The sequence below is a fragment of the Celeribacter persicus genome (genome assembly GCF_003050785.1).
Taxonomy (GTDB): Bacteria; Pseudomonadota; Alphaproteobacteria; order Rhodobacterales; family Rhodobacteraceae; genus Celeribacter; species Celeribacter persicus.
Genome location: NZ_QAOH01000032.1, coordinates 1 through 20,219 on the forward strand (window position 1 = coordinate 1; position 20,219 = coordinate 20,219).

General features: G+C 61.8%; 24 protein-coding genes and 3 pseudogenes. 17 read left to right on the plus strand and 10 right to left on the minus strand.

What is annotated here, in order from left to right; all coding sequences use genetic code 11:
• Positions 1 to 87 precede the first annotated feature (87 nt).
• Positions 88 to 504 (plus strand): hypothetical protein, encoded by a 417-nt coding sequence (locus tag C8N42_RS19500; protein WP_244906232.1) that lies wholly within the window; start codon positions 88 to 90, stop codon positions 502 to 504.
• 55 nt (positions 505 to 559) lie between these two features.
• On the opposite strand, the pseudogene C8N42_RS19505 reads toward C8N42_RS19500, so the two are convergent.
• Positions 560 to 741: pseudogene (locus C8N42_RS19505) on the minus strand (MFS transporter); the annotation flags it as partial.
• Here C8N42_RS19505 and C8N42_RS21425 point away from each other — a divergent pair.
• Positions 737 to 1,599, plus strand: a pseudogene (locus C8N42_RS21425) (ISKra4 family transposase); the annotation flags it as partial. The pseudogenes C8N42_RS19505 and C8N42_RS21425 overlap by 5 nt on opposite strands.
• A gap of 89 nt (positions 1,600 to 1,688) precedes the next feature.
• On the opposite strand, the gene C8N42_RS19520 reads toward C8N42_RS21425, so the two are convergent.
• Both C8N42_RS19520 and C8N42_RS19525 read right to left on the minus strand, forming a co-directional pair.
• Entirely contained in the window at positions 1,689 to 2,456 is a 768-nt protein-coding gene (locus C8N42_RS19520) for an undecaprenyl-diphosphate phosphatase (RefSeq protein ID WP_107818108.1), read from the minus strand.
• Between the two features lie 13 nt (positions 2,457 to 2,469).
• On the minus strand, positions 2,470 to 3,255 hold the full coding sequence (locus C8N42_RS19525; protein WP_107818109.1) for a sulfite exporter TauE/SafE family protein: 786 nt from the start codon (positions 3,253 to 3,255) through the stop codon (positions 2,470 to 2,472).
• Positions 3,256 to 3,374: 119 nt separating this feature from the next.
• Between C8N42_RS19525 and C8N42_RS19530 the strand changes: the two genes are divergently transcribed.
• Complete coding sequence (locus tag C8N42_RS19530) at positions 3,375 to 3,659, plus strand: PadR family transcriptional regulator (RefSeq protein ID WP_245890308.1); 285 nt, start codon at positions 3,375 to 3,377, stop codon at positions 3,657 to 3,659.
• Positions 3,656 to 4,873: a chromate efflux transporter gene (gene chrA, locus C8N42_RS19535; RefSeq protein ID WP_107818110.1), complete on the plus strand. Its 1,218-nt coding sequence runs from the start codon at positions 3,656 to 3,658 to the stop codon at positions 4,871 to 4,873. Before C8N42_RS19530 ends, chrA begins: the two co-directional genes overlap by 4 nt.
• 163 nt (positions 4,874 to 5,036) lie before the next feature.
• Here chrA and C8N42_RS19545 read toward each other — a convergent pair.
• Positions 5,037 to 5,760 (minus strand): annotated as a pseudogene (locus tag C8N42_RS19545) (IS6 family transposase).
• Positions 5,761 to 5,889: 129 nt separating this feature from the next.
• Here C8N42_RS19545 and C8N42_RS19550 point away from each other — a divergent pair.
• Both C8N42_RS19550 and C8N42_RS19555 read left to right on the plus strand, forming a co-directional pair.
• Positions 5,890 to 6,432 carry a Mu transposase C-terminal domain-containing protein gene (locus C8N42_RS19550; protein WP_245890310.1) on the plus strand — a complete coding sequence of 181 codons (543 nt, stop codon included), beginning with the start codon at positions 5,890 to 5,892 and terminating at the stop codon, positions 6,430 to 6,432.
• Positions 6,377 to 7,993: an ISL3 family transposase gene (locus C8N42_RS19555; protein ID WP_107818111.1), complete on the plus strand. Its 1,617-nt coding sequence runs from the start codon at positions 6,377 to 6,379 to the stop codon at positions 7,991 to 7,993. The genes C8N42_RS19550 and C8N42_RS19555 overlap by 56 nt, the downstream gene beginning before the upstream one ends.
• Before the next feature lie 67 nt (positions 7,994 to 8,060).
• Here the strand turns inward: C8N42_RS19555 and C8N42_RS19560 are convergent, their stop codons facing one another.
• Positions 8,061 to 8,717 (minus strand): ArsR/SmtB family transcription factor, encoded by a 657-nt coding sequence (locus tag C8N42_RS19560; protein WP_107818112.1) that lies wholly within the window; start codon positions 8,715 to 8,717, stop codon positions 8,061 to 8,063.
• 87 nt (positions 8,718 to 8,804) lie between these two features.
• Between C8N42_RS19560 and C8N42_RS19565 the strand changes: the two genes are divergently transcribed.
• From C8N42_RS19565 to C8N42_RS19595, 7 genes are all read left to right on the plus strand, one after another.
• Positions 8,805 to 9,659 (plus strand): sterol desaturase family protein, encoded by an 855-nt coding sequence (locus tag C8N42_RS19565; RefSeq protein WP_107818113.1) that lies wholly within the window; start codon positions 8,805 to 8,807, stop codon positions 9,657 to 9,659.
• Positions 9,656 to 10,966 carry an MFS transporter gene (locus C8N42_RS19570; RefSeq protein WP_107818114.1) on the plus strand — a complete coding sequence of 437 codons (1,311 nt, stop codon included), beginning with the start codon at positions 9,656 to 9,658 and terminating at the stop codon, positions 10,964 to 10,966. The genes C8N42_RS19565 and C8N42_RS19570 overlap by 4 nt, the downstream gene beginning before the upstream one ends.
• A complete protein-coding gene (locus C8N42_RS19575; protein WP_146168294.1) occupies positions 10,908 to 11,678 on the plus strand; it encodes a DUF1499 domain-containing protein in 771 nt (256 codons plus the stop codon). The genes C8N42_RS19570 and C8N42_RS19575 overlap by 59 nt, the downstream gene beginning before the upstream one ends.
• Before the next feature lie 9 nt (positions 11,679 to 11,687).
• The gene (locus C8N42_RS19580; RefSeq protein ID WP_107818116.1) at positions 11,688 to 12,041 is read left to right on the plus strand and encodes a DsrE/DsrF/TusD sulfur relay family protein; all 354 of its coding nucleotides are present in this window, start codon (positions 11,688 to 11,690) and stop codon (positions 12,039 to 12,041) included.
• A complete protein-coding gene (locus tag C8N42_RS19585) occupies positions 12,041 to 12,268 on the plus strand; it encodes a rhodanese-like domain-containing protein (RefSeq protein ID WP_107818117.1) in 228 nt (75 codons plus the stop codon). Before C8N42_RS19580 ends, C8N42_RS19585 begins: the two co-directional genes overlap by 1 nt.
• Positions 12,269 to 12,371: 103 nt before the next feature.
• A complete protein-coding gene (locus C8N42_RS19590) occupies positions 12,372 to 12,797 on the plus strand; it encodes a rhodanese-like domain-containing protein (protein WP_107818118.1) in 426 nt (141 codons plus the stop codon).
• Between the two features lie 35 nt (positions 12,798 to 12,832).
• Positions 12,833 to 13,558, plus strand: a complete 726-nt coding sequence (locus tag C8N42_RS19595) for a cysteine desulfurase family protein (RefSeq protein WP_107818119.1) — start codon at positions 12,833 to 12,835, stop codon at positions 13,556 to 13,558.
• Here C8N42_RS19595 and C8N42_RS22235 read toward each other — a convergent pair.
• From C8N42_RS22235 to C8N42_RS19610, 4 genes are read right to left on the minus strand one after another with little or no spacing between them, the layout of a single operon-like run.
• Positions 13,470 to 13,736: a Chromate resistance protein ChrB gene (locus C8N42_RS22235; protein WP_425430538.1), complete on the minus strand. Its 267-nt coding sequence runs from the start codon at positions 13,734 to 13,736 to the stop codon at positions 13,470 to 13,472. The two genes, C8N42_RS19595 and C8N42_RS22235, sit on opposite strands and share 89 nt — an antisense overlap.
• Positions 13,627 to 14,055 carry a Chromate resistance protein ChrB gene (locus C8N42_RS21795; RefSeq protein WP_211309229.1) on the minus strand — a complete coding sequence of 143 codons (429 nt, stop codon included), beginning with the start codon at positions 14,053 to 14,055 and terminating at the stop codon, positions 13,627 to 13,629. Before C8N42_RS21795 ends, C8N42_RS22235 begins: the two co-directional genes overlap by 110 nt.
• A 15-nt stretch (positions 14,056 to 14,070) precedes the next feature.
• Positions 14,071 to 15,390, minus strand: a complete 1,320-nt coding sequence (locus tag C8N42_RS19605) for an MFS transporter (protein ID WP_107818120.1) — start codon at positions 15,388 to 15,390, stop codon at positions 14,071 to 14,073.
• An 8-nt stretch (positions 15,391 to 15,398) separates the two neighbouring features.
• Positions 15,399 to 15,659: a metal-sensing transcriptional repressor gene (locus tag C8N42_RS19610; protein ID WP_107818121.1), complete on the minus strand. Its 261-nt coding sequence runs from the start codon at positions 15,657 to 15,659 to the stop codon at positions 15,399 to 15,401.
• 502 nt (positions 15,660 to 16,161) lie between these two features.
• On the opposite strand from C8N42_RS19610, the gene C8N42_RS19620 reads away from it, so the two are divergent.
• The 3 genes from C8N42_RS19620 (at position 16,162) to C8N42_RS19630 (ending at position 18,536) form a co-directional block, all read left to right on the plus strand.
• Positions 16,162 to 16,890, plus strand: coding sequence for a HupE/UreJ family protein (locus C8N42_RS19620; RefSeq protein WP_107818123.1), 729 nt, complete (start codon positions 16,162 to 16,164; stop codon positions 16,888 to 16,890).
• Positions 16,891 to 16,907: 17 nt separating this feature from the next.
• Positions 16,908 to 17,531 carry a transmembrane anchor protein gene (locus C8N42_RS19625; RefSeq protein ID WP_107818124.1) on the plus strand — a complete coding sequence of 208 codons (624 nt, stop codon included), beginning with the start codon at positions 16,908 to 16,910 and terminating at the stop codon, positions 17,529 to 17,531.
• Positions 17,532 to 17,873: 342 nt separating this feature from the next.
• On the plus strand, positions 17,874 to 18,536 hold the full coding sequence (locus C8N42_RS19630) for a L,D-transpeptidase (RefSeq protein WP_107818125.1): 663 nt from the start codon (positions 17,874 to 17,876) through the stop codon (positions 18,534 to 18,536).
• A gap of 47 nt (positions 18,537 to 18,583) precedes the next feature.
• Here C8N42_RS19630 and C8N42_RS19635 read toward each other — a convergent pair whose 3' ends face one another.
• The gene (locus tag C8N42_RS19635) at positions 18,584 to 18,868 is read right to left on the minus strand and encodes a hypothetical protein (RefSeq protein ID WP_107818126.1); all 285 of its coding nucleotides are present in this window, start codon (positions 18,866 to 18,868) and stop codon (positions 18,584 to 18,586) included.
• 182 nt (positions 18,869 to 19,050) lie between these two features.
• Between C8N42_RS19635 and C8N42_RS19640 the strand changes: the two genes are divergently transcribed.
• Positions 19,051 to 20,219: heavy metal translocating P-type ATPase (locus C8N42_RS19640; protein WP_146168295.1), on the plus strand; the 1,169-nt coding region annotated here is incomplete at its 3' end.

Genomic DNA, 20,219 nt, shown 5'->3' on the forward strand with positions numbered 1-20,219 from the left:
TGTCTGCAATGCTCCCGAGAGGGCCTTTCGCTCAGGCATTGGAGGCGGGCCTGGGCATTTGACTGTCAGGTTTGCGGGACGAGACTTGTGCAGACCCTTGGCAAAATCGGTGAAGAACAAATATCTGGAAAACTGATATACCGAGCGCGCCGCGGGGCAGGGATGCTTGCCTGCGCCGCGCGATCACGCAGCCCCAAGCAACTTCGGCGCGCAATGCGCGCGGTCACCTTTGCCATGTCACTTAAGGGCTGCCACGGGAAGCCGTTGTTTGCTCTTCAGAGCCACAAACCGGAAGTGAGGCTGTTTTGCCTTGCTGCCATTGATGCAGCCCAATCTCGTCCACTGATCAAAGCGGCCATCTCAAGCTCCGGCATCGACGACTATGCAAAGGTTGCTCTTTTGCGCACTTTCGAGAAGGAGCCACGTCTGCTTGCCGCAGTTGATCAGATTGCGCAGAGGCGGGCGAGAAGCAAAGGCCCCATGACAGCCAAATCTCGCAATTAAGGGCAAAACTCGATGCCGAAAGCGTCGCGTCTCAGATTTAAAGGCAACGCGACACCCCCGCAATCATCACAGGCCTGTCTGCGACCCGGTCCAGTATGCGCGGCAAGAGCAACGCGGCGGTCATGCTACCGGCACCGAAGGGAACATCGTCCAGGCCAATGCGCTGTCGGTCAGCCCCAACTGACCGCGTACCAGCACCACCGAGTTCACCAGAACCATCGCCCCGGCGCTGGATACCATCCGCCTACATCTTGGCCGCGTGGCGACGCAAATGGAATCTGAGCTGACCGAGGAGCGCTTCAGCTTCATCGAAACCAGCGCAGTTCAACGGGAACAACTTCCCAATCCCGAAGGCCAAATCACTGTCAGGATCGATGGTGGATATGTCCGGTCACGCGATGACGGCCAATCCCATTTTGAAGTCACTGTGGGCAAATCCTTTTCGACGGATGGCCCGAGCCGCTATCTCGGATTGGTTCAAAGCCATGACGCCAAGCCAAAGCGGCGGCTGCACGAAGTCCTGAAAGATCAGGGCTGGCAGGAAAACCAGCCGGTAACATTCATGACCGATGGCGGCGACACTGTCATCAATATGGCGCGGCGCATGGCACCGGCGTCCGAACACATACTCGACTGGTTCCATATCACCATGCGGATCATCGTCATGCAGCAACACGTGAAGGGGCTGTGGCCCATCACAACGCGGATGAAGCTATGGCTCTTTCTCGTCTGCTCCGCCAGATCAAAGGCATTCTCTGGAATGGCAATCTGTACGATGCTCAGGCGGCAATCGACGACCTGGTTATGGACCTTGATGAAACCGAAACAGATTATGCCAGCATCAAGGCCCTGCGCAAAGCTGCCGCCGAGTTTGAGACCTACATCACCAACAACGCCGACATGATCCCAAACTACGCTGAACGCCACCGCTATGGCTAGCGCGTCTCAACCGGCTTTGTAGAAAGCACCGTCAACACCGTTGTCGGCAAGCGTTTAGGAAAACATTAGCAAATGCGCTGGTCGAAACAGGGCGCACATCTCATGCTTCAAACCAGAACACGCACCCTCGACGGGACGCTTCGAGCCAAATTCGAGTAATGGTATCCGGGAATGAAATCAGATGAAGCTATCAGAACGGCAGCGTAGCTGCCCCGCACTTTGCGGTGCTCTCGATGCCCCCGAGTTCATGAGAACCAAATCAGCAAAGCCAGCCCGAACAGGATGCGGTAGATGCCGAAGGCGACGAAGGTGAAGCGCGCAACGAACCTGAGAAGCCATCGCATGGTCAGCCAGGCGACCGTAAAGGCTGTGATGAACCCCATTCCGAGCGCCACGAGGTCTCCGTCGCCGAACGCCTGGTGATGCTTCACGGCTTCGTAACCGGTGGTGGCGATCATGACTGGCAAGGCCAGCAGAAAGGAGAACTCGGCGCTGGTGCGGCGGTCGGAGCCGACCAGCAAGGCTCCAATGATTGTCGCCCCCGCCCGGCTAGTGCCGGGGATCAGGGCGAACACTTGGGCAACACCGATCCATGCGGCCTGCCTTCGGGTCAGATCCTCCACACGAATGACGTGGCTGCAATCATCCTGATTGAAATACTCGACCAACAGGAAGATCACGCCGCCAGCGATGAAGGCGACCGCGACGACTTGCACCGAGAACAGGCCCTCGACCCAGCCGCCTGCCAGGACTCCCGCCACCCCGATCGGGATAAAGGCCAGGATGACCTTTCGCCACAGGTCGACATGGGCGCGCGTGAACTTGTCCCGGCAGGTGATGACAACCGCGAGGATAGCAGCCAGTTGGACAATCACGTCAAAGGCGGTTTTGGCTTCGTCCTGCGCAATGCCAAGCCACGCCCCGACCACGATCAGGTGGCCGGTGGAGGAGATCGGAAGAAACTCTGTTGTCCCCTCGACGAGCCCGAGGACGGCGGCTTGAACGATGTCCACCCCAGCTGCCCTCTCAGATCAGACCAGCGGCCAACCCGGTCCCGAGTAGGATCATTGTCACGGCAACGACGATCTGCACCGCGCGCAGCGTGACTTTCTTCAGCAACCGCGACCCGACGAAAGCGCCCAGAAAAGCGCTGGCAATGGCGATAGCGACCACCGTCCACACACTCGGCGTAAGGACTGCGAAGCTGCGAGTGAAATGCGAAAGGCCGTATACGGCAAGCCGGGTCGTATCGACGATCACGGCCGCCACAACACCGGTGGCGATGAATGCCTCTTTAGAAAGCCCTGCCTTGATCAGAAACGCGGTGCGGAAGGCGCCCTGATTGCCCGAAAGCCCGCCGAAGAAGCCCGAGATCACCCCACCCAATGGTAAAAGCCGGCGCGGGAAGCCGAGCCGCGCGAACCCGGGTGAGAGTTCGAGAGTCGCGAAAGCCACGATCAGGAGACCGACGGTGAAGGGCAGAGCCTCGATCCGGCGTTCGGCCCCAAAGGCGGTGTAGGTGGCGAGCATGGGCAGGTCGGACAGTCGGACTAGCAGAAATGCTCCCCCGATCGCGGCAAGTGCTGCCGGCACGGCGAAACGCAAGATCACGCCTGCGTCCGCGTGCCGCCCCACCAGCCCCAGCTTGAACAGGTTGTTGGCCAGATGCACGACCGCTGTTGCTCCGATGGCCACCTCGACCGGCATCAGGAGCGCGAAGGCGGGCATCAGGATAGTGCCAAGACCGAAGCCCGAAAACAGGGTTAGTCCGGAGGCCAGAAACGCAACCAGCGCAACGAAAAGAATCTCCATTCCACGAGCCTCCAACGACGACAAGAATTGACCATAAGCGTAGAAGATGTATTATCGAATGTCGATATCGAAACCGGATGGTAATCCTTTTGCCGCAACGGATAGAACATCATGACCTGTTGTCTGGCCTGGTCCGGCTGCACATCCTGCACCATGCAGCGCAGCACCCGGTCTACGGCCAGTGGATGATCGACGAACTGGCGCGGCATGGCTACCGACTGTCGCCCGGAACCCTCTATCCGATGCTCTCGAAGATGGAGCGCGACGGTTACCTGACCAGCACCACCGAGCGCGAGGGACGCACGTCCCGCAAATTCTACACGATCACCGACAAGGGGCACGAAGGGCTGGCGGTCGCGCGGGTCCGGCTCAAGGAACTCAAGGGCGAGGCAGGAACGCAATGACCGATAGCACAGACACTGCTGACGCCAAGCCATCCCAAGGAACTCCGGGAGAGGTCTTTGGGACCTTCCTGAAGCTCGGCCTGACATCGTTCGGCGGCCCTATCGCACATCTGGGTTACTTCCGCGACGAACTGGTCACGCGGCGAGGTTGGCTTTCGGATCACGCCTATGCGGATCTGGTTGCCCTTTGCCAGTTCCTCCCCGGGCCAGCTTCGAGTCAGGTCGGTTTCGCGCTAGGATTGATTCGGGCCGGCTGGCTGGGTGCGCTCGCGGCCTTCACGGCCTTCACGCTTCCTTCGGCCCTGATACTACTGGTCTTCGCGATGACGGCCGCGTCCATTTCCGGTCCGGTCGGAACAGGCGCCTTGCAGGGGCTCAAGATCGTCGCCGTCGCCATCGTGGCGCAGGCGGTATGGGGCATGGCCAAGAACCTGTGCCCCGACCGTGAACGCGCCAGCATTGCGGTCGGCGCCGTGGCCGTTCTTGCCTTCGTCCCCGGCGCCTTCGGGATGGTGGGCGCCATCGTCCTTGGCGCGGTCGCAGGGCTGATCCTCGGCCGAGGATCAGAAAAACCGGTTGGGGGCCACGTCACGATGCCCGTCCGCCGCAGACAGGCGGGCATCGCCCTCGGAGCCTTCGCCGCCCTTCTCATCCTTCTGCCGCTTGTCGCTGGCGGGTCGCAAGCCCTGGCGGTCATCGACAGCTTCTACCGCGCTGGCGCGCTGGTGTTCGGCGGTGGCCACGTCGTTCTGCCGCTCCTGCAGGCTGAGGCCGTGCAGTCCGGCTGGGTGCCGCCCGACGCGTTCCTTGCTGGCTATGGCGCAGCACAGGCGGTGCCAGGGCCGCTCTTCACCTTTGCCGCCTATCTGGGCGCGGTGCTGGGGCCGGAGCCGAATGGTGTGGTGGGTGCAGCAATCGCCCTTATTGCCGTGTTCCTGCCCGGCTTCCTCATCCTGATCGGTGTCCTGCCGTTCTGGGACCGCTTCCGGTCGATGGCCATGGCGCAGTCGCTGATGCAGGGCGCGAATGCCGCCGTCGTTGGCATCCTCGGCGCGGCGCTCTATTCGCCCGTCTTCGCCAGCGCCATTGGGGACATGCGCGATTTCACGCTCGCGCTCTTCTGTTTCGTTGCGCTGATGGCTTGGAAGGCGCCGCCATGGGTGGTTGTCATCATGGCGGCAGTCGGCGGAGTGGGACTGGCACTGATGGCCTGACACTCACCCGAGCGGCTCCACGATCTGCGACACCACCGCGAGGGCATCGGCGGTCCCGTTTGCCTCGCCCTTTTCGAAGTCGCCTTCGATGGTCCCCATCTGGTTGGTCGGGACTGTTGCGTTAATAGTGTGGGGCCGTTGAGGGTAAAAGGGACGTGATGGATCATGCAGCTGCGAAAAGCTGGCTGATGAATTGGATCTCGCCCTGAATGCCTGGCTGTTTGTTATGGACGTGACCGCGTTTACTGGTTCGGATGGTTTCAATGCCGCTCAGAGTCGCTTTGGCCGTTCGTAAGGAGCGGAAACTTTGTTGGTACCCCAAGAGCCGCTTCATTGCAGCGTGGTCGCTTTCAATCCGGTTGTTTCGCCACTTTCGGTCGATGTGCCGGATGCCGTCAAAGTGCGGATCATACCGGTAATTGATCTCACGGATAACGCGGCGATATGTTTGATCCTTGTCCGTGCAGATCGTGTCGGGTCGATGCAATCTTACGCGTTCGATAGCCTTGTTCAGAAAGGCCTTGGCCGCTTTCGCATCCCGCCGCGCAGTCAGTCTGAAATCGACCATCTCACCATTTGCATCGACGGCGCGCCAAAGGTAGCGCCATTTGCCTCCGACGCGGATGTAGGTTTCATCCCTCGCCCGACAGGGCATTGCGCAGCAATGTCCCGAAAGGGGACGTGCCAGTCGACTCTTGCCTGCGCAGGTGCTTTTCGGTTCGCTTGGTCAACTCAGGCGAGAACTTCTGGACCCAGCGAAAGACAGTAGATCGGTCGACCGTGATCCTGCGCCCTTCCAGAAGGTCTGCGACATCCTGATAGGACAACGGATAGCGCAGGAGTGCAGTGTTCCTTGGCCCGCACAAGTGAAACCGCACAGCATCCACGTCGACAATTGCCGCGATTTTCGGTCGCAGCCATTTCGGTCGGCATGTGCGGACTGGGGGATAAATCTGGTTTATAGGCCGCCGGGAAGTCCTCGTTTTGGAGGTCACATCGAACGGTTGATCAGGACGATGCTGGGGGCCGTTCACCTGTTGCCGGGAACAACGCAATCCTCGATCGCCGCCAAGGGCGACTATGACGCCGAAGGCATGGCCACGATGACCTTAAGCGAATTCCATCGCTGGTTTACCCTGGAAATCTGCCGTTACAACAACAGCATTCATTCAAGTCTTGGCTGTACGCGCGGTGCCAAATGGGAGGCGCTCTCAGAGGAAATGATGGGCGACATCCCCTTCGAGATGGAAGCCTTTCGGGTGAGCTTCCTGCCGAGCGAACTGCGCAAGGTCAGGCGTGACGGCATCCATCTGTTCCAGATACGGTATTGGTCCGATGCCCTTGCAGGCCATATTGGTCGCGGGGATGGAAAGGTGGTCGTTCGCTACGATCCTTGCGATATCTCAATGATCTGGGTCGAACTGGACGATGGCCGATATGTGGGTCATCCTCAATTTGTGTGGCGCCACTATCCTGAGACTGAAAAATTCAGGAGGGATAGTCATGATTTCGAAGAGCCACTGGTCGCCCGGGAGCGATGTTTCGGTTCAAAGCGTTGAGCGAAGTGAATCCGGCGGATGGATTGTATCGGGCAGTCTGACACCAAACGGCATCTGCCCAGACTGTGGATTTCATTCACCACGACGTCACGGCTGGCGGCGTCGGCGGCTGCAGGATTATCCCGCGCATGGAGACGAGGTAACGGTTGATCTCGCGGTTTGCCGTTGGCGATGTTTGGCGCCCGCTTGCCCGCGCCGGACTTTCTCGGACCAGATCGCCTCGATTGCGCGTCCTTTTTCGCGGCGCACCTCGCGTGTCGGGGAGATTGTCTGCCATCTTGGGCATGCAACCGGCGGGCGGCCTGCCGAGCGGCTCTTGCATCGTTTGGGCCTTAAGATCAGCGATGACACGGTGCTCAGGCAGTTGAAGAAGCGTGCTCAAGGCACCGCCGAGCCGCCGACGGTCATCGGGATCGACGACTGGAGCTGGCGGAAGTCGCAAACCTACGGCACGATCATTGTCGATCTGGAGCGTCGCGTGGTCATCGACATTCTCGAGGATCGAGATGTCGTCACCTGCACCAACTGGCTGAAGCGACATCCCGAGGTGGAAGTGATCAGCAGAGATCGCTGCGGTCTCTACGCCCAGGCTGCCCGGCAAGGGGCACCGCAGGCGGAACAAGTCGCTGACCGGTTCCATATCGTGCAGAACCTGCGGCAGGCCATCGAGGAGGAGATGAACCTTCATGGCCGTGCGACCGGCAGGGCGCTGCCGTCCGACGCCGACAACATCACCGCAGCCGGAAGCCTTCTGAAGTCCCGCCTTGCGCACAGGACGTCCCGGGAAGAGATTTTCACCACCATCCATGCGCTCCGAAATCAGGGGCTTACCTGCAGCGAGATCGGGCGACGGACAGGGTTCCCGCGTCGCAGCATCGCGAAATGGCTGCAGTTCGAGACGCCACCGGACCGCAGGCGAGCAGCTTTGAAACCGACTTCGCCGTGGTACTTTGAAGAGTTCCTGAGCCAAAGCTGGAAGGACGGCATTCGAACTGGAAGCGCCCTTTTCCGTCTGATCCGAGAGCGTGGTTACGAGGGGAGTCAGACGCATTTGCAGCGGCTGCTGGCGGGCTGGCGCAGAGCCGAAAAGCAAGCGAAGGGCCCCGCCGTAGAACACAAAATCCTGGAGCCAGTCCGGGACCCGGAAATGGGGCACGCGATTTCCCCGGTCATCGCCGCCGCGCTGTGTATCAAACCCCGCGGAAAGCTCACCCCGGATCAGGCGCGGAAAGTCGACGCGCTCAAGGCCGACTCTCCCGCCTTCGCAACGATGCGCTGTCTCGCGATGCGGTTCAACGGTATCCTGCGCGGCCGCGAAGCAGACCCACTCCCTGCATGGATCGACGACGCGATCGAAACCGACCTGGCACCCATTGTGCGCCTTGCCCGCACATTGAACCGGGACTTCGATGCAGTCAAAAACGCCATCGAGATGCCCTGGAGCAACGGCCAGGCGGAAGGTCAGATCAATCGGCTGAAGACCCTCAAGCGCGCGATGTACGGCCGGGCAGGTCCAGAATTGTTGCGGGCGAGAATGCTACCGTTCCGCCACACAGATTGAGGCAGAGCCGATTTAAGGGCAAAGCGACAGTTAGCTTTCAGGAAAATGGTTCACCTCGACAACCTGCCTAGGAGAGTACCGGTCGTCCATCTTCTCGCCATTCCGGCAGACCGCCTTCCAAGCGCCGTGCGTTAAGCCCGAGTTTGCGCAAAGCGGCTACTGCCTGATGGGCATAAACGCAATATGGACCCCTGCAATATGCCACGATTTCAGTAGACGAATCGAGCGTCGGCACGATTCCCTCAATCTCCGTTAGCGTCAGGTTGATCGCTCCAGGAATATGACCTGCCGCAAATTCATCTGCGGGGCGAACGTCGAGTACGGTGACAGAACCTTCCGCAAGGCGTGCGGCCAGATCGGAACGGCTGACCGCTTCGGGGGCGTCCTCGCCGTCTGAGAGTCCCTGCAAGATACGCTCGACCTGCGCGAGGTTCCGCTCGGCGACGATACGAAGAAGGTCCATCAACTCCAGTGTCTTCGCGTCGGTCAGTCGGTAAATTACCGATTTGCCGTCGCGGCGGCTGGTGACGAGCGCGGCGCGGCGCAACTGCTGCAGATGCTGCGAGCAGTTGGCAATGGTAAGGCCGGTCTTGTCCGCAAGCGCCTCCACCCCGCGCTCCCTTTGCGCCAGTTGTTCCAGCAGCATCAGACGCGCCGGGGCGGACAGGGCGCGTGCGACGAGGGCGTATTCCTCGAGCAGGGCGTGCTTGGGGCTGATTGACAAGGCCTGTCTCCTAACGCTACATCATTCAAGCGATAACTTGAATTATAGCGAATCCACCGCGCCCCACAAGCCCAAAGGCCCACATCCATGTCAGCGACCATCCTTGCCGCCGAACCAACGATCCGCCTAGCGATTTTCCTTGGCGTGCTGGCGGTCATGGCGCTGTGGGAAGTGGCGGCCCCCCGGCGCAGGCGAGAAATCCCGCGCGTGATCCGTTGGGCCAATAATCTTGCGCTGGTGGTGGTCGATACGGTCATCCTGCGGCTGTCCTTTCCGATCCTTGCGGTCGGGCTGGCGGTGATGGCAGAGGATCGTGGCTGGGGACTTTTCAACAACATCGACGCCCCGGTCTGGGTGGCCGTCGTGGTCTCGATGTTGCTGCTCGATCTCGCGATTTACCTTCAGCACGTAATGTTCCACGCGGTGCCGGGACTGTGGCGGCTGCACCGGATGCACCATGCCGATCTGGATTTTGACGCCACGACCGGCTTGCGCTTTCACCCGGTGGAAATCCTCATCTCGATGGGGATCAAGCTCGCAGTGGTCGCGGCGCTTGGCCCACCCGCCATCGCAGTCCTGCTGTTCGAGGTAATCCTGAACGCCACAGCGCTGTTCAATCACGCCAATATCGACCTGCCGCGCCCGGTGGACCGGGTCCTGCGCCTGTTTGTCGTCACCCCCGACATGCATCGCGTCCACCATTCCATCGACCCGCGCGAGACGAACTCGAATTACGGCTTCAACCTGCCGTGGTGGGACCGGCTCTTGGGCACCTATATCGCCCAGCCCGCCAAGGGGCATGAGGGGATGAAGATCGGAATCGAGCAGTTCCGCACGCGCCGCGATCTCTGGCTTGACCGGATGTTGATCCAGCCCGTCCGCGGTCCGGTATCCGGCCATGCGCTCGATCCCCGGAACACGACAAAGGTGCCCGCAGAATGACCGACGGCGCATTTCCGCGCGGCCTCCGTGCCAACCTTTCACAGGTCTCGCACCAGTTGATCCAAGTGATGCTGGTGGGCTTCGCCATCGGCATGACACGCACGGTGGTTCCGGCGCTGGCCGAGAGCGAATTCGGGCTCGAGCGCGGCTCCTTCCTGCTGCTCGCCTCCTTCGTGGTGGCCTTCGGCGTGGTGAAGGCGGTGATGAACTTCGTTGCCGGGCGCTGGTCCGAGCGGATCGGCCGCAAGCGGGGGCTGGTCTGGGGCTGGGTCGTGGCGCTGCCGATCCCGGTGATGATCTGGTATGCGTCGGACTGGACCTGGATCGTCGCCGCGACCGTGCTTCTGGGCGTCAATCAGGGCCTCTGCTGGTCGATGACGCAGACCGCGAAGCTCGACATTACCAAGGCCGAGGAACGCGGGCTGACCATGGGGCTCAACGAGTTCTCGGGCTATGTCGGCGTGGCGATCGCCGGCATCCTCACCGCCTATGCCGCCGAATGGCTCAGCGCGCGCACGGGGCTCCTGGTTTTCGGCATGGCCGTGGTCCTGCTGGCGCTGGTGCCGACGGTGGTCTGGGTCAAGGATACGCTGCCCTGGGCCAAGGCGGAGACAGCGGCGCACAAGGCCGCCCCCCCGAAATCCCTGCCGCGCTATCCGCAGGGCGTGTCCGAACACCCCACAACGGGCGAGGTCTTCGCCCTGATGAGCTGGCGCGACCGGCGCCTCTTCGCGATCTCCCAGGCGGGGCTCGTCGAGAAGTTCGTCGATGCGCTGGTCTGGGCGCTGTTCCCAGTCTTTCTCGTGACGCAAGGCGCTACCCTGACCGAAGTCGGCTGGATCGTCGGCACCTACGGCTTTGTCTGGGGCGGTTCGCAGCTCTTCACCGGGCGGCTGTCGGACCATTTCAGCCGGTTCTGGCCCAACGTGCTCGGCATGTGGATCTGCGGCGCTGGCGTGGCCATGGTGGTCATGGGCACGGGCGCGCTCTGGTGGTCGGTCTCGGCCGGGGTGGCGGGCTTCGGGATGGCGCTCCTCTACCCGAACCTCTCTGCGGCCGTGGCCGACATCACTCCGCCTGCCTGGCGCGGCTCGGCCATCGGCATCTACCGCTTCTGGCGCGACCTTGGCTACGCGATCGGCGCGCTCGGCCTTGGCCTCGCCGCCAGCCTGACGGGCGCTGCGGAAGCGGCCTTCTGGTTCGTCGCCATCTCGATGCTCGTGTCCGGCGCCGTGCTCTTCTGGCTCGGTGAGGAAACCCACCCGCGGCTCAACCCTGCCGAACAGCCGGAGACCGCCCATGCATGACGCCCTGCCCCGGACCCTTGGCGCTTTCGCGATCCTGCTGGGCCTTGCTTCGCTCGGGCTTCTTGCGGTCGCGGTCTGGGGCTTCCGCACAGGCGGCTGGCCTTGGCCACAGGCCTATGACCTAGCCGGCTGGGGCGCCTGGGCGGCGTGCGCCGGCATCATCGCAGCGCTTGCCGGGCTGGTGGTCTGGCTTCGCCGCAGGAAAGGCGGTGCCGCAGCGTTCCTGCTCGGGCTGATCCTGTCGCTGCCCGTCGCGGGCCTTGGCGCCGCCTTCGAGATCGCCGCACGGACCACGCCGCCGATCAACGACATCTCGACCGATACCGAGGACCCGCCGGTCTTCTGGTTCACCGCCACGCCCAGTGACTACCCCGGGCAGAACGCCGGGCCGCAGCGCGCGGCCTATCCGGATGTGCGCCCGCTGGAGGTGCCTGTCTCCGCAGACGAGGCCTTCGCCGCGGCGCTTGCCTTGGTGGAAGAGCGCGGCTGGGAGGTGCTGTCGGCCGATCCCGATGAGAGTCAGATCGAGGCCATCGCCACAAGCCGCCTCTTCGGCTTCGAGGACGAGGTGGCGATCCGTATCGCGGAAACCGACACCGGCACCCGCGTCGACATGCGCTCGCGCTCGCGCCTCGGTCAGATCGACCGCGGTGCCAACGCCCGGCGTATTGAGTCTTTCCTGTCCGACCTGGAAACGCGCGCCCAAGACTGAGGACTGATGATGAAACACCTGATCCTGCTGAACGACCCGCCCTATGGCACCGAGCGAAGCTTCAACGGCCTGCGCATGGCCCATGCGCTGGCCAAGAATGATCCTGACGCGGACATCACCGTCTTCCTGATGGCCGACGCGGTGCTCTGCGCCAAGGCGGGGCAGAAGACGCCCGATGGCTACTACAATCTCGAGCGCATGATCCGCCGCGTCCTCACTGCGAAGGGTCGCGTCCTGATGTGCGGCACCTGCATGGATGCGCGCGGCCTCGCCGAGGGCGACATGATGGAAGGGCCGACGCGGTCCACCACGGACGAACTGGCGCAAGCGACGCTCAAAGCCGACAAGGTGCTGGTGTTCTGATGGCTCAGATGGTGACGCTCGCCGCCCTCGCGGCCGACCCGGATCGCTTCCACCTGATCAACGTCCGCGATGCGGAAGACTACGCCGCCGCCCACGTCGCGGACGCTGTGCATACCCCGCTGGCTCACCTCGCCGCCCAAGCGGGCGAACTCCCTGCCGACAGAACACCCGTGACGATCTGCGGCAAGGGCGGCGGGGGCGGTCCGCAGATGGCGCGGACCTGCTGAACAGGCTCGGCCATCCGGATGCCGTCTGGCTCGACGGCGGCAGGACCGGCTGGCGTGCGCAGCACACCTGAACACCAAGAAACCGAAACGGAGGAGATACCGAATGACCCTGAAACACCTACTCTTGGCGACGACCGTCACGCTCGGGCTTCACGCAGCCCCGGCCATGGCGCAGGACGCGGCCGTTGAAGCTATGCAGGAATACATGATGTTCTCGGAGTACGAGGCCGGCATCATCTTGCCCCAACAACTCGACCAGAGCGTCTTCGAGACCGCGCTCTTCGTCGACACCCGCGACGCGGGCCAGTTCGAGGAAGGCACGATTCCCGGTTCAGTGAATATCGAATGGCGCGAAGTGCTGGACCGGATCGACGAGATCCCCGAGGATCGCATGACGATCCTCTTTTGCAACACTGGCAGCCTGTCGGCGCAAGCGGCCTTTGCGTTGCGCGTGGCGGGGCGGTCAAACGTGCTCGTCATGCAGAGCGGATATACCGGCTGGCAGCAGGACGCGGCTTACAAGCCCTGATCCCGGGCAACGCGACAACGGAAGGGGGCCGGGCGATGCGCGACATCTATCTGGATTTCAACGCCAGCACCCCGGTCGCCCCCGAGGTTGCCGAGATCATGCGTCATGCCCTCGAGACGGGGCATGGCAATCCCTCCAGCAGCCACTGGGCCGGGGTTCCCGCCCGCCAGATGGTGGAGGAGGCGAGGACCCGTGTCGCGGACCTCCTCGGCTGTTCGCCGCGGGAGATCGTCTTCACCAGCGGTGGCAGCGAAGCGAACAACCACGCGCTGAAAGGCGTCTTCTTCGCCAGCGGCAAGGGCCAGCCGCATTTCATCACGTCAAGCGCCGCGCATCCGGCCATCGTGGCGCCGCTTCGGTTCCTCGAGAGCCTTGGCGCGCGGGTGACATGGTTGCCTGTCGATGGCACGGGGCTCGTCGATCCCGATGACCTGCGGCGGGCGATCACACCCAAGACCGTGCTCGTCACCATCATGCATGCCAACAACGAGACGGGGACGATCCAGCCGATCGCGGAGTGCGCGGCGATCGCGCGGGAGCTCGGCGTCCGCTTTCACACCGACGCCGCGCAGTCGGTCGGCAAGATCCCCACCCGGGCGGACGACGTTGGCGTCGATATGCTGACGATGGCCGGGCACAAGTTCCATACCCCCAAGGGCGTCGGCGCGCTCTTCATCCGTGACGGCCTGCGGCTGGAGCCGTTCGTTCATGGTGCCGGGCATGAGAGCAGTCGGCGCGCTGGCATCGAAAGCGCGATGTAGACAGCGCCGCTCGGGCTGGCTGCCAATCTCTCCACCGAATTAACTGCTCCTGTGCCTCGGAGGCGCGGTCAGCGCCGGAAAAGTCGAGTTTCTGGATTTTCGTCAGCCAGCCCTGGAGCTTCTTGAGATCGACGTCGTTCTCTTCCAGTTCGGAGTATGTGTAATGGTTGGCGGTCACTTCCTTTTGCGACTTCGGCCTCGAAGTCGTCGCACTTGTCTATGAATTCTTCATAGGCGTCGTCTCGCTCTGCTTTGAAGCGCGGCAGGACCTTGACTTCTTGACCGGGGTCGAGAGCTACGGTTTCGAGGATGACCGACTCGCAGTGCGCCTCGCCAATGCCATTGAATGGGATCATTTCTTGCCGCACACCAAGCTTTGTAAGCGGGTCCACCGTCAGGAAGGTTGGTAAAAATGATTGATTTCTGGAAAGCTCTTCGTGCAGCTGCGTACCATTGGCCGGATAGCCGGAAGGCCAATTTTCTGCAGTGGCTTGCACTCTCGTAGTTTAATTTCAGAAATGCGTGGCCCAGCGAGGATGGCTTTCGTCGATGATCAGAGCGTGGCTGTGCTTGCGATGCCCTTGCAAATGCGGATGATCCAGCGGCAGGTTGTCGTGGGTGTGTTCAAGCTCGACAGCATCGCCGGACGGCCAGAGTTTCAGCGCTGCGAGCATCCCGCAAGCTGCGAGCAGCGCCAGCCCGATCAAAGCGGGAACGACGCCGTAGGCCGTCAGGAGCCATCCGGACAGCGGATAGGTCACCAGCCAGCAGGCGTGCGACAGGGCGAACTGTGCCGCGAACAGCGCGGGGCGATCCCCCGCATGGGCGGACCGGCGCAGCAATCGGCCAGACGGGGTTAGAACGGCGGAATATCCGAGCCCCACCAGCAACCATGCCCCCAGAAGGACGGCCCAGCCAAGACCAGCGGTCAAGACCGTCGCCCCGAGACCCAGCAGGGTTGCAACCATCAGCGCAGCACCGCAGAACATCACGGGCCGATCGGGCAGCGCATCCAGAATGCGTGGGAGGACCAGCGCGGCCGTCATCGAGCCCGCGCCAAAGGCGAACATCGTCCAGGCCAACGCACTCTCCGACATCCCGAGCGAGCCGCGCACCAGAACGACGGTATTGACCAGCACCATCGCCCCCGCAGCCGCTGCCGCGAGGTTCAGTGCCAGGAGCCCGCGAAGCCGGGGCGTGGCCAGATAGATGCGGATGCCGCGCGTGGTCCGGTCATAGATGCCGCGCCGTTCGGATGGACGGGGGTTCGGCAGCAGAACCGAGACGACCAGAAGCGCCGAAGCAGAGAAGCCGACTACAGTGCCGATGAAAAGCGAGTTGTAGGACATCACCGCCAGCAGAAGCGCCGCCAGCGTCGGGCTGACGATGTTTTCCAGATCGTAGGCCAGCCGCGACAGCGACAGCGCACGGGTGTAACGGTCTTCTTCGGGCAGCACGTCGGGGATCGTCGCCTGAAAGGTCGGCGTGAAGGCGGCAGAGGCCGATTGCAGCAGGAAGATCAAGACGTAGACCTGCCAGACCTCGGTCACGAAGGGCAGCGCCAGCGCCACACCGGCGCGCACCAGATCGAGCGTCACCAATAGCGCGCGGCGCGGCACCCGGTCCGCGAATGCTCCGGCAATGGGCGCGATACCGACATAGGCTACCATCTTGATCGTGAAGACCGTGCCCAGCACCAGCGCCGCGCCTTCCCCCGCCAGATCGAAGGCCAGCAGCCCGAGCGCGACCGTCGCGAGCCCGGTTCCCAGAAGGGCGACGACCTGTGCCAGAAACAGGTGGCGATAAGTCCGGTCGGCGAGAATATCGAGCATGGTGGGCCTCAGAGATAGCGGGCGATAGCGCGCAACTCGGCGCGATCAGTTTCGGAGCCTTCGGCGTCGAGGCAATGGTCCATGTGGTCATGGATCAGCGCCCGCTTGGCATTCGTGACGGCCTTTTCGACCGCCTGCATCTGCTGGGCGATTTCCAGACAGGGTTTACCCCCCTCGATCATCGCGATCACGGCGCGCAGATGACCATCAGCGCGTTTCAGCCGGGCAATCAAGGCGGGATGGGTTGCATGAACCGGGGAATTTGTCATATAGGATTCATATCCTCCCTCAGAGGATAGAACAAGATGGTGCCCCGATGCGCCACAGAATAAGTTGAGCGGGCAGGCAGAGCTGATGACGAGGTTACGGACAATCGGAAGGGCTGCCTGCGCTACGTTTCTGTGCGCAGCCATTCTTGTCTGGTCGGTTGTGCCCACAACCTCTCACACGCCCGCAATCCTAAACGTTCTTCAGGACCATGCGGAGATGATCGCCGAGCACGGGCATTCGCATGGTCTGGAAGAAGACCTGGCTTGGGCGGCGCATGGACACAGCCACGACAGTATAGATCACGATCACAGCCAAGCGGTTGTGCCCGGTCCTGACCTGTCGTCTCATCCCATGGAAATTTACAAAACCGCATGGTGGCTGAGTGCCGCGACAGCGGATCCTCTGCTGATACACCAGATCGAACGACCTCCGCGCGTGTGATCGACCGCGCGCCATTGGCGCGTTTCACCCGATCATCAAACACTATGCGGAGTTCAACCCATGAACACAGTCCATCGGGGCTGGACCGATCCTGGCATACACCGGGTCGTGATCCTGTCCTTTATCACGATAACCTTGCTCGTTCTCAGCGCAGGCCATGCCTTGGCGCACAACGTCACGCCCGGAGACGCGGGCTACATCCAAGAAATCTGGGGGGTAAACATCATTCCCTTCATGTATCTCGGTGCCAAGCACATGGTGACGGGTTACGACCACGTCCTGTTCCTGTTCGGCGTCGTCTTCTTTCTTTACAAGATGAAGGACGTGGGCATCTATGTCAGCATCTTTGCTGTCGGACATTCGACCACGATGCTGGCAGGCGTCTGGTTCGGATGGGGCATCAACGCCTATATCGTTGATGCGATCATCGGTCTGTCGGTTGTCTACAAGGCGCTCGACAATCTGGGAGCCTACCAACGCTGGTTCGGCTTTCAACCGAACACCAAGGCCGCGACGCTGATCTTCGGCTTTTTCCACGGCACTGGCCTGGCCACCAAGATCCTTGACTACGAGATCGCATCAGAGGGGCTGTTGGCCAATCTGCTGGCGTTCAACGTCGGTGTCGAGTTCGGCCAGATCATGGCGCTCGCCGTGATTCTCATCGTCATGGGCTTCTGGCGGAAATCCCCGAATTTCTTCCGCCAGGCCTACACCGCCAACGTCGTCATGATGTCCATGGGGTTCATCCTCATGGGCTTGCAAATCACCGGCTACTTCGTGGCCACCTGAGAAAATTGGAGACCCAAATGTTTAACGCAGAAAAACCGAGCCTCGACCAGCTTCCCACCTCCCGGCAATTGCTCCGCTCCACGGCCATCGCGGCGGCCAGCGCCGTCACGATCCTCGTGACCGTCGTGCTGCCCGCCGAGTACGACATCGATCCGACCGGGATCGGCGGCGTCCTCGGTCTGGCGGAGATGGGCGAAATCAAGACCCAGTTGGCAGAAGAGGCGGAAGCCGACAGGCTGCTGGAACTTGAAGCACAGGAGCAGTCGAGCTTGATGAACGATATCTTTGGGCTCTTCGTCGGCGCGGCGCACGCGCAGGGGGCTGAAGTCTGGCGCGACGAAACCACTTTCACGCTGGCCCCCGGTGACAGTGCCGAGTGGAAGTTGGTCATGGAAGAGGGCCAGACGGTGGAATACCGGATGCTGGTCGAAGGCGGCCGCGTGAACTTCGACATGCATGGCCATGGCGGCGGCAACTCGATCACCTATGAGAAAGGCCGCGGCTCCACCGGCGACGAGGGCGAGATCGTCGCCGCCTTCGACGGAGAGCACGGCTGGTTCTGGCGCAATCGCGACAGCTCGGATGCCACCGTCACCGTTCAGGTGCGCGGCGAATACGCCGAGTTTAAGGACGCAAGTTAAGCTCAGGGGCTGCCATTGCCGCATCGCGCGGAGTTGGTGGCCCCTACTCATTCAGGCGGGCGGCCAGTTCTGCGCACCTCGCGGCAATGACGGTTGAGAGCTCTCGTGACAGAAACGCTTGAGTTTTGGCATTTTTGCGCAAACCAGATCTGGCCCAACGAACTCATAGCTTGTCAGTTGATACAACGTGCAACCACAGCAGGCACCCTTGGACTGCAAGGACTGCTGGCTTGTTCACGAAAATATGCCCTTGAACCTCTAGCTACTAGAAGTCTTATCTAGTGAATTTGAATACATACCGGTCTTGCCATTGATCGCCGGTGGGAACCGAAAGGGTACGACATGCTGACAAGACGACACTTCATTCAAACAACAACTGCGCTATTTTCTGCGACTGTTGCCAGCCCCCTATTTGCCGATACCTGGCCCACCGAGGCGCAGAAGGCTGAATGGGACGCACAAGTCACCCCGCCAGCCTTCGATCCGGCCACGTCAAACCCTTGGGGCCTACACCCACGCTTCCTGCCTCAGCGTGTGGTCGCGAAGACCGGACTCGTGCCCGGAGACATCCACGTCGATGCGGTCGCGCGGTATCTTTACCATATCGAGGAAGGCGGGACCGCGATGCGCTACGGTGTCGCCATTGCGCGGGGTAACCTATACGAGCCGGGAGTCTACACGATCAAACGCAAGGTGAGGTGGCCGCATTGGACACCGACCCAGAGCATGATCGAACGGGATCCCGAAAACGCACGATGGGCCGACGGGATGGAACCTGGTCCTCAAAACGCCTTGGGGTCGCGGGCACTCTATCTCTATGTCGGAGATCGCGACACCTATCTTCGGATACACGGCACACCCTATCCGAGAAGCATCGGAGGGCGCGCGAGTTCGGGTTGCGTACGGATGGTTATGGCACACATCAACGAGCTTTATCCGAACGTCGAGATTGGATCGACAGCACATCTTTATTCGGCTGAGGACAGTGTTACCGCGAGAAGTTGAATGAGGTAATTAGCTTTGAGCGAAATGATGTGACGTGCGGGTCGTCGTCACGCTTCCCGCGCGACGCAGATCGGATTGCCGTTCGCCGTGCGCAGCGGCAGCAAGGCCGTTTCAACGGGGCCGCTGTGTTCGTACCAGTAGCACCCGTCTTCCGGCACCAAGCGCGCGGTTGCAACATCCTGATCCGGGGCAGCCATTGCAATCACAGCTTCGGGAACGTTGCCCCGCCGGTCTGCCGAGTCGCCCGGTCCAGTCGGCTGGATTGCGCACCCGGCCGTAAGCGACAGCGCCACTGCAACCATTATTTTTTGCTTCAGCATCAAAACCCGCATCAAGCTTCCTTTCGTGTCTGTTTTTCTTTGCATCGGCTTTTCATGTTTCAAGGCGTGATAGAGCCGGTCACCGCACCCTCTAGCAATAAAACAAACTGAAATACCACCGTATTTTGCTCTTGAAGCTCTAGCTACTGTAGGGGCTATGTCATGGTAAAGCACCCGAATCCAGAGGTCCATTCATGCCGTCCGACACCCATCGTCACGATCACGCCGAAATTGCCCAGACAAGCGGCGGCAGCTGCTGCGGGAGCGCCGGAACGTGCGGCGACATCGTTCCGACGACGCCCGGGCCAGCGGGCGGGCGCAGTTTTCAGGTGTCCGGCCTCGATTGCGCCGAGGAGGTAGCAATCCTGAACAAGGTGGTCGGCCCGAAGATCGGTGGGGCCGAGCATCTTGCGTTCGACGTGATCAATGGACGGATGACTATTCTCGACAGCGCCAAGAGTGTATCGGACGGCGAAATTGCAGAACTGGTCGCAAGCACCGGCATGACCGCCAAGCCCTGGGATGCCGAAAACGCGTCGGTCGACCAGGCGGCCCATCTTGCACGCCAGCGGCTGTATACGGCGCTCAGTGGCGGCTTCTGGGCCGCGGGATTTCTGTGGCACATCATCGAGACCGGCATGGGGGGGGCACTCGGCCTCTTCGCAGGGCACGGCGAAGCGCCGATGCCACGGGTCGAGGCAGGGCTGTTCGCGGTTGCGATCCTGTTCGGTGTCTGGCTCGTGGCACCCAAGGCATGGTCGTCCGCACGGAGACTGTCGCCCGACATGAACCTGCTGATGGTGGTCGCGGTGGCCGGTGCCATAGGGCTTGGCGAATTCTTCGAGGCGGCGACGGTTGCGTTCTTCTTCTCGCTCTCGCTCTACCTCGAAAGCTGGAGCGTCGGGCGTGCGAGGAATGCGGTCTCGGCGCTCTTGGATCTTGCACCACCGACGGCGCGCGTGATCCGCGAAGACGGAAGCGAGGCCGACGTTCCGGCGGCTCAAGTCGCCGTAGGCTCAAGCTTCATAGTACGCGGTGGCGACCGTATCCCGCTCGATGGTGAGGTGACGGACGGCGCGGGCGCGGTCGATCAGGCGCCAATCACCGGAGAGAGTGCGCTGGTCCCAAAGGAACGAGGCGACGAAGTCTATGCCGGTACGATCAACGGCGAAGGCACACTGACGGTGCGCGCCACGAAGGCCGCCTCGGACACCGTGTTGGCCAAGATCATCCGCATGGTCGGTGACGCCCATGCCCGCCGCGCGCCCGTGGAGCAGTGGGTGGCGAAATTCGCCCGCATCTATACGCCTATCGTCATGGCTCTCGCCATTGCAATTGCCCTGCTGCCGCCGCTCATTTTCGG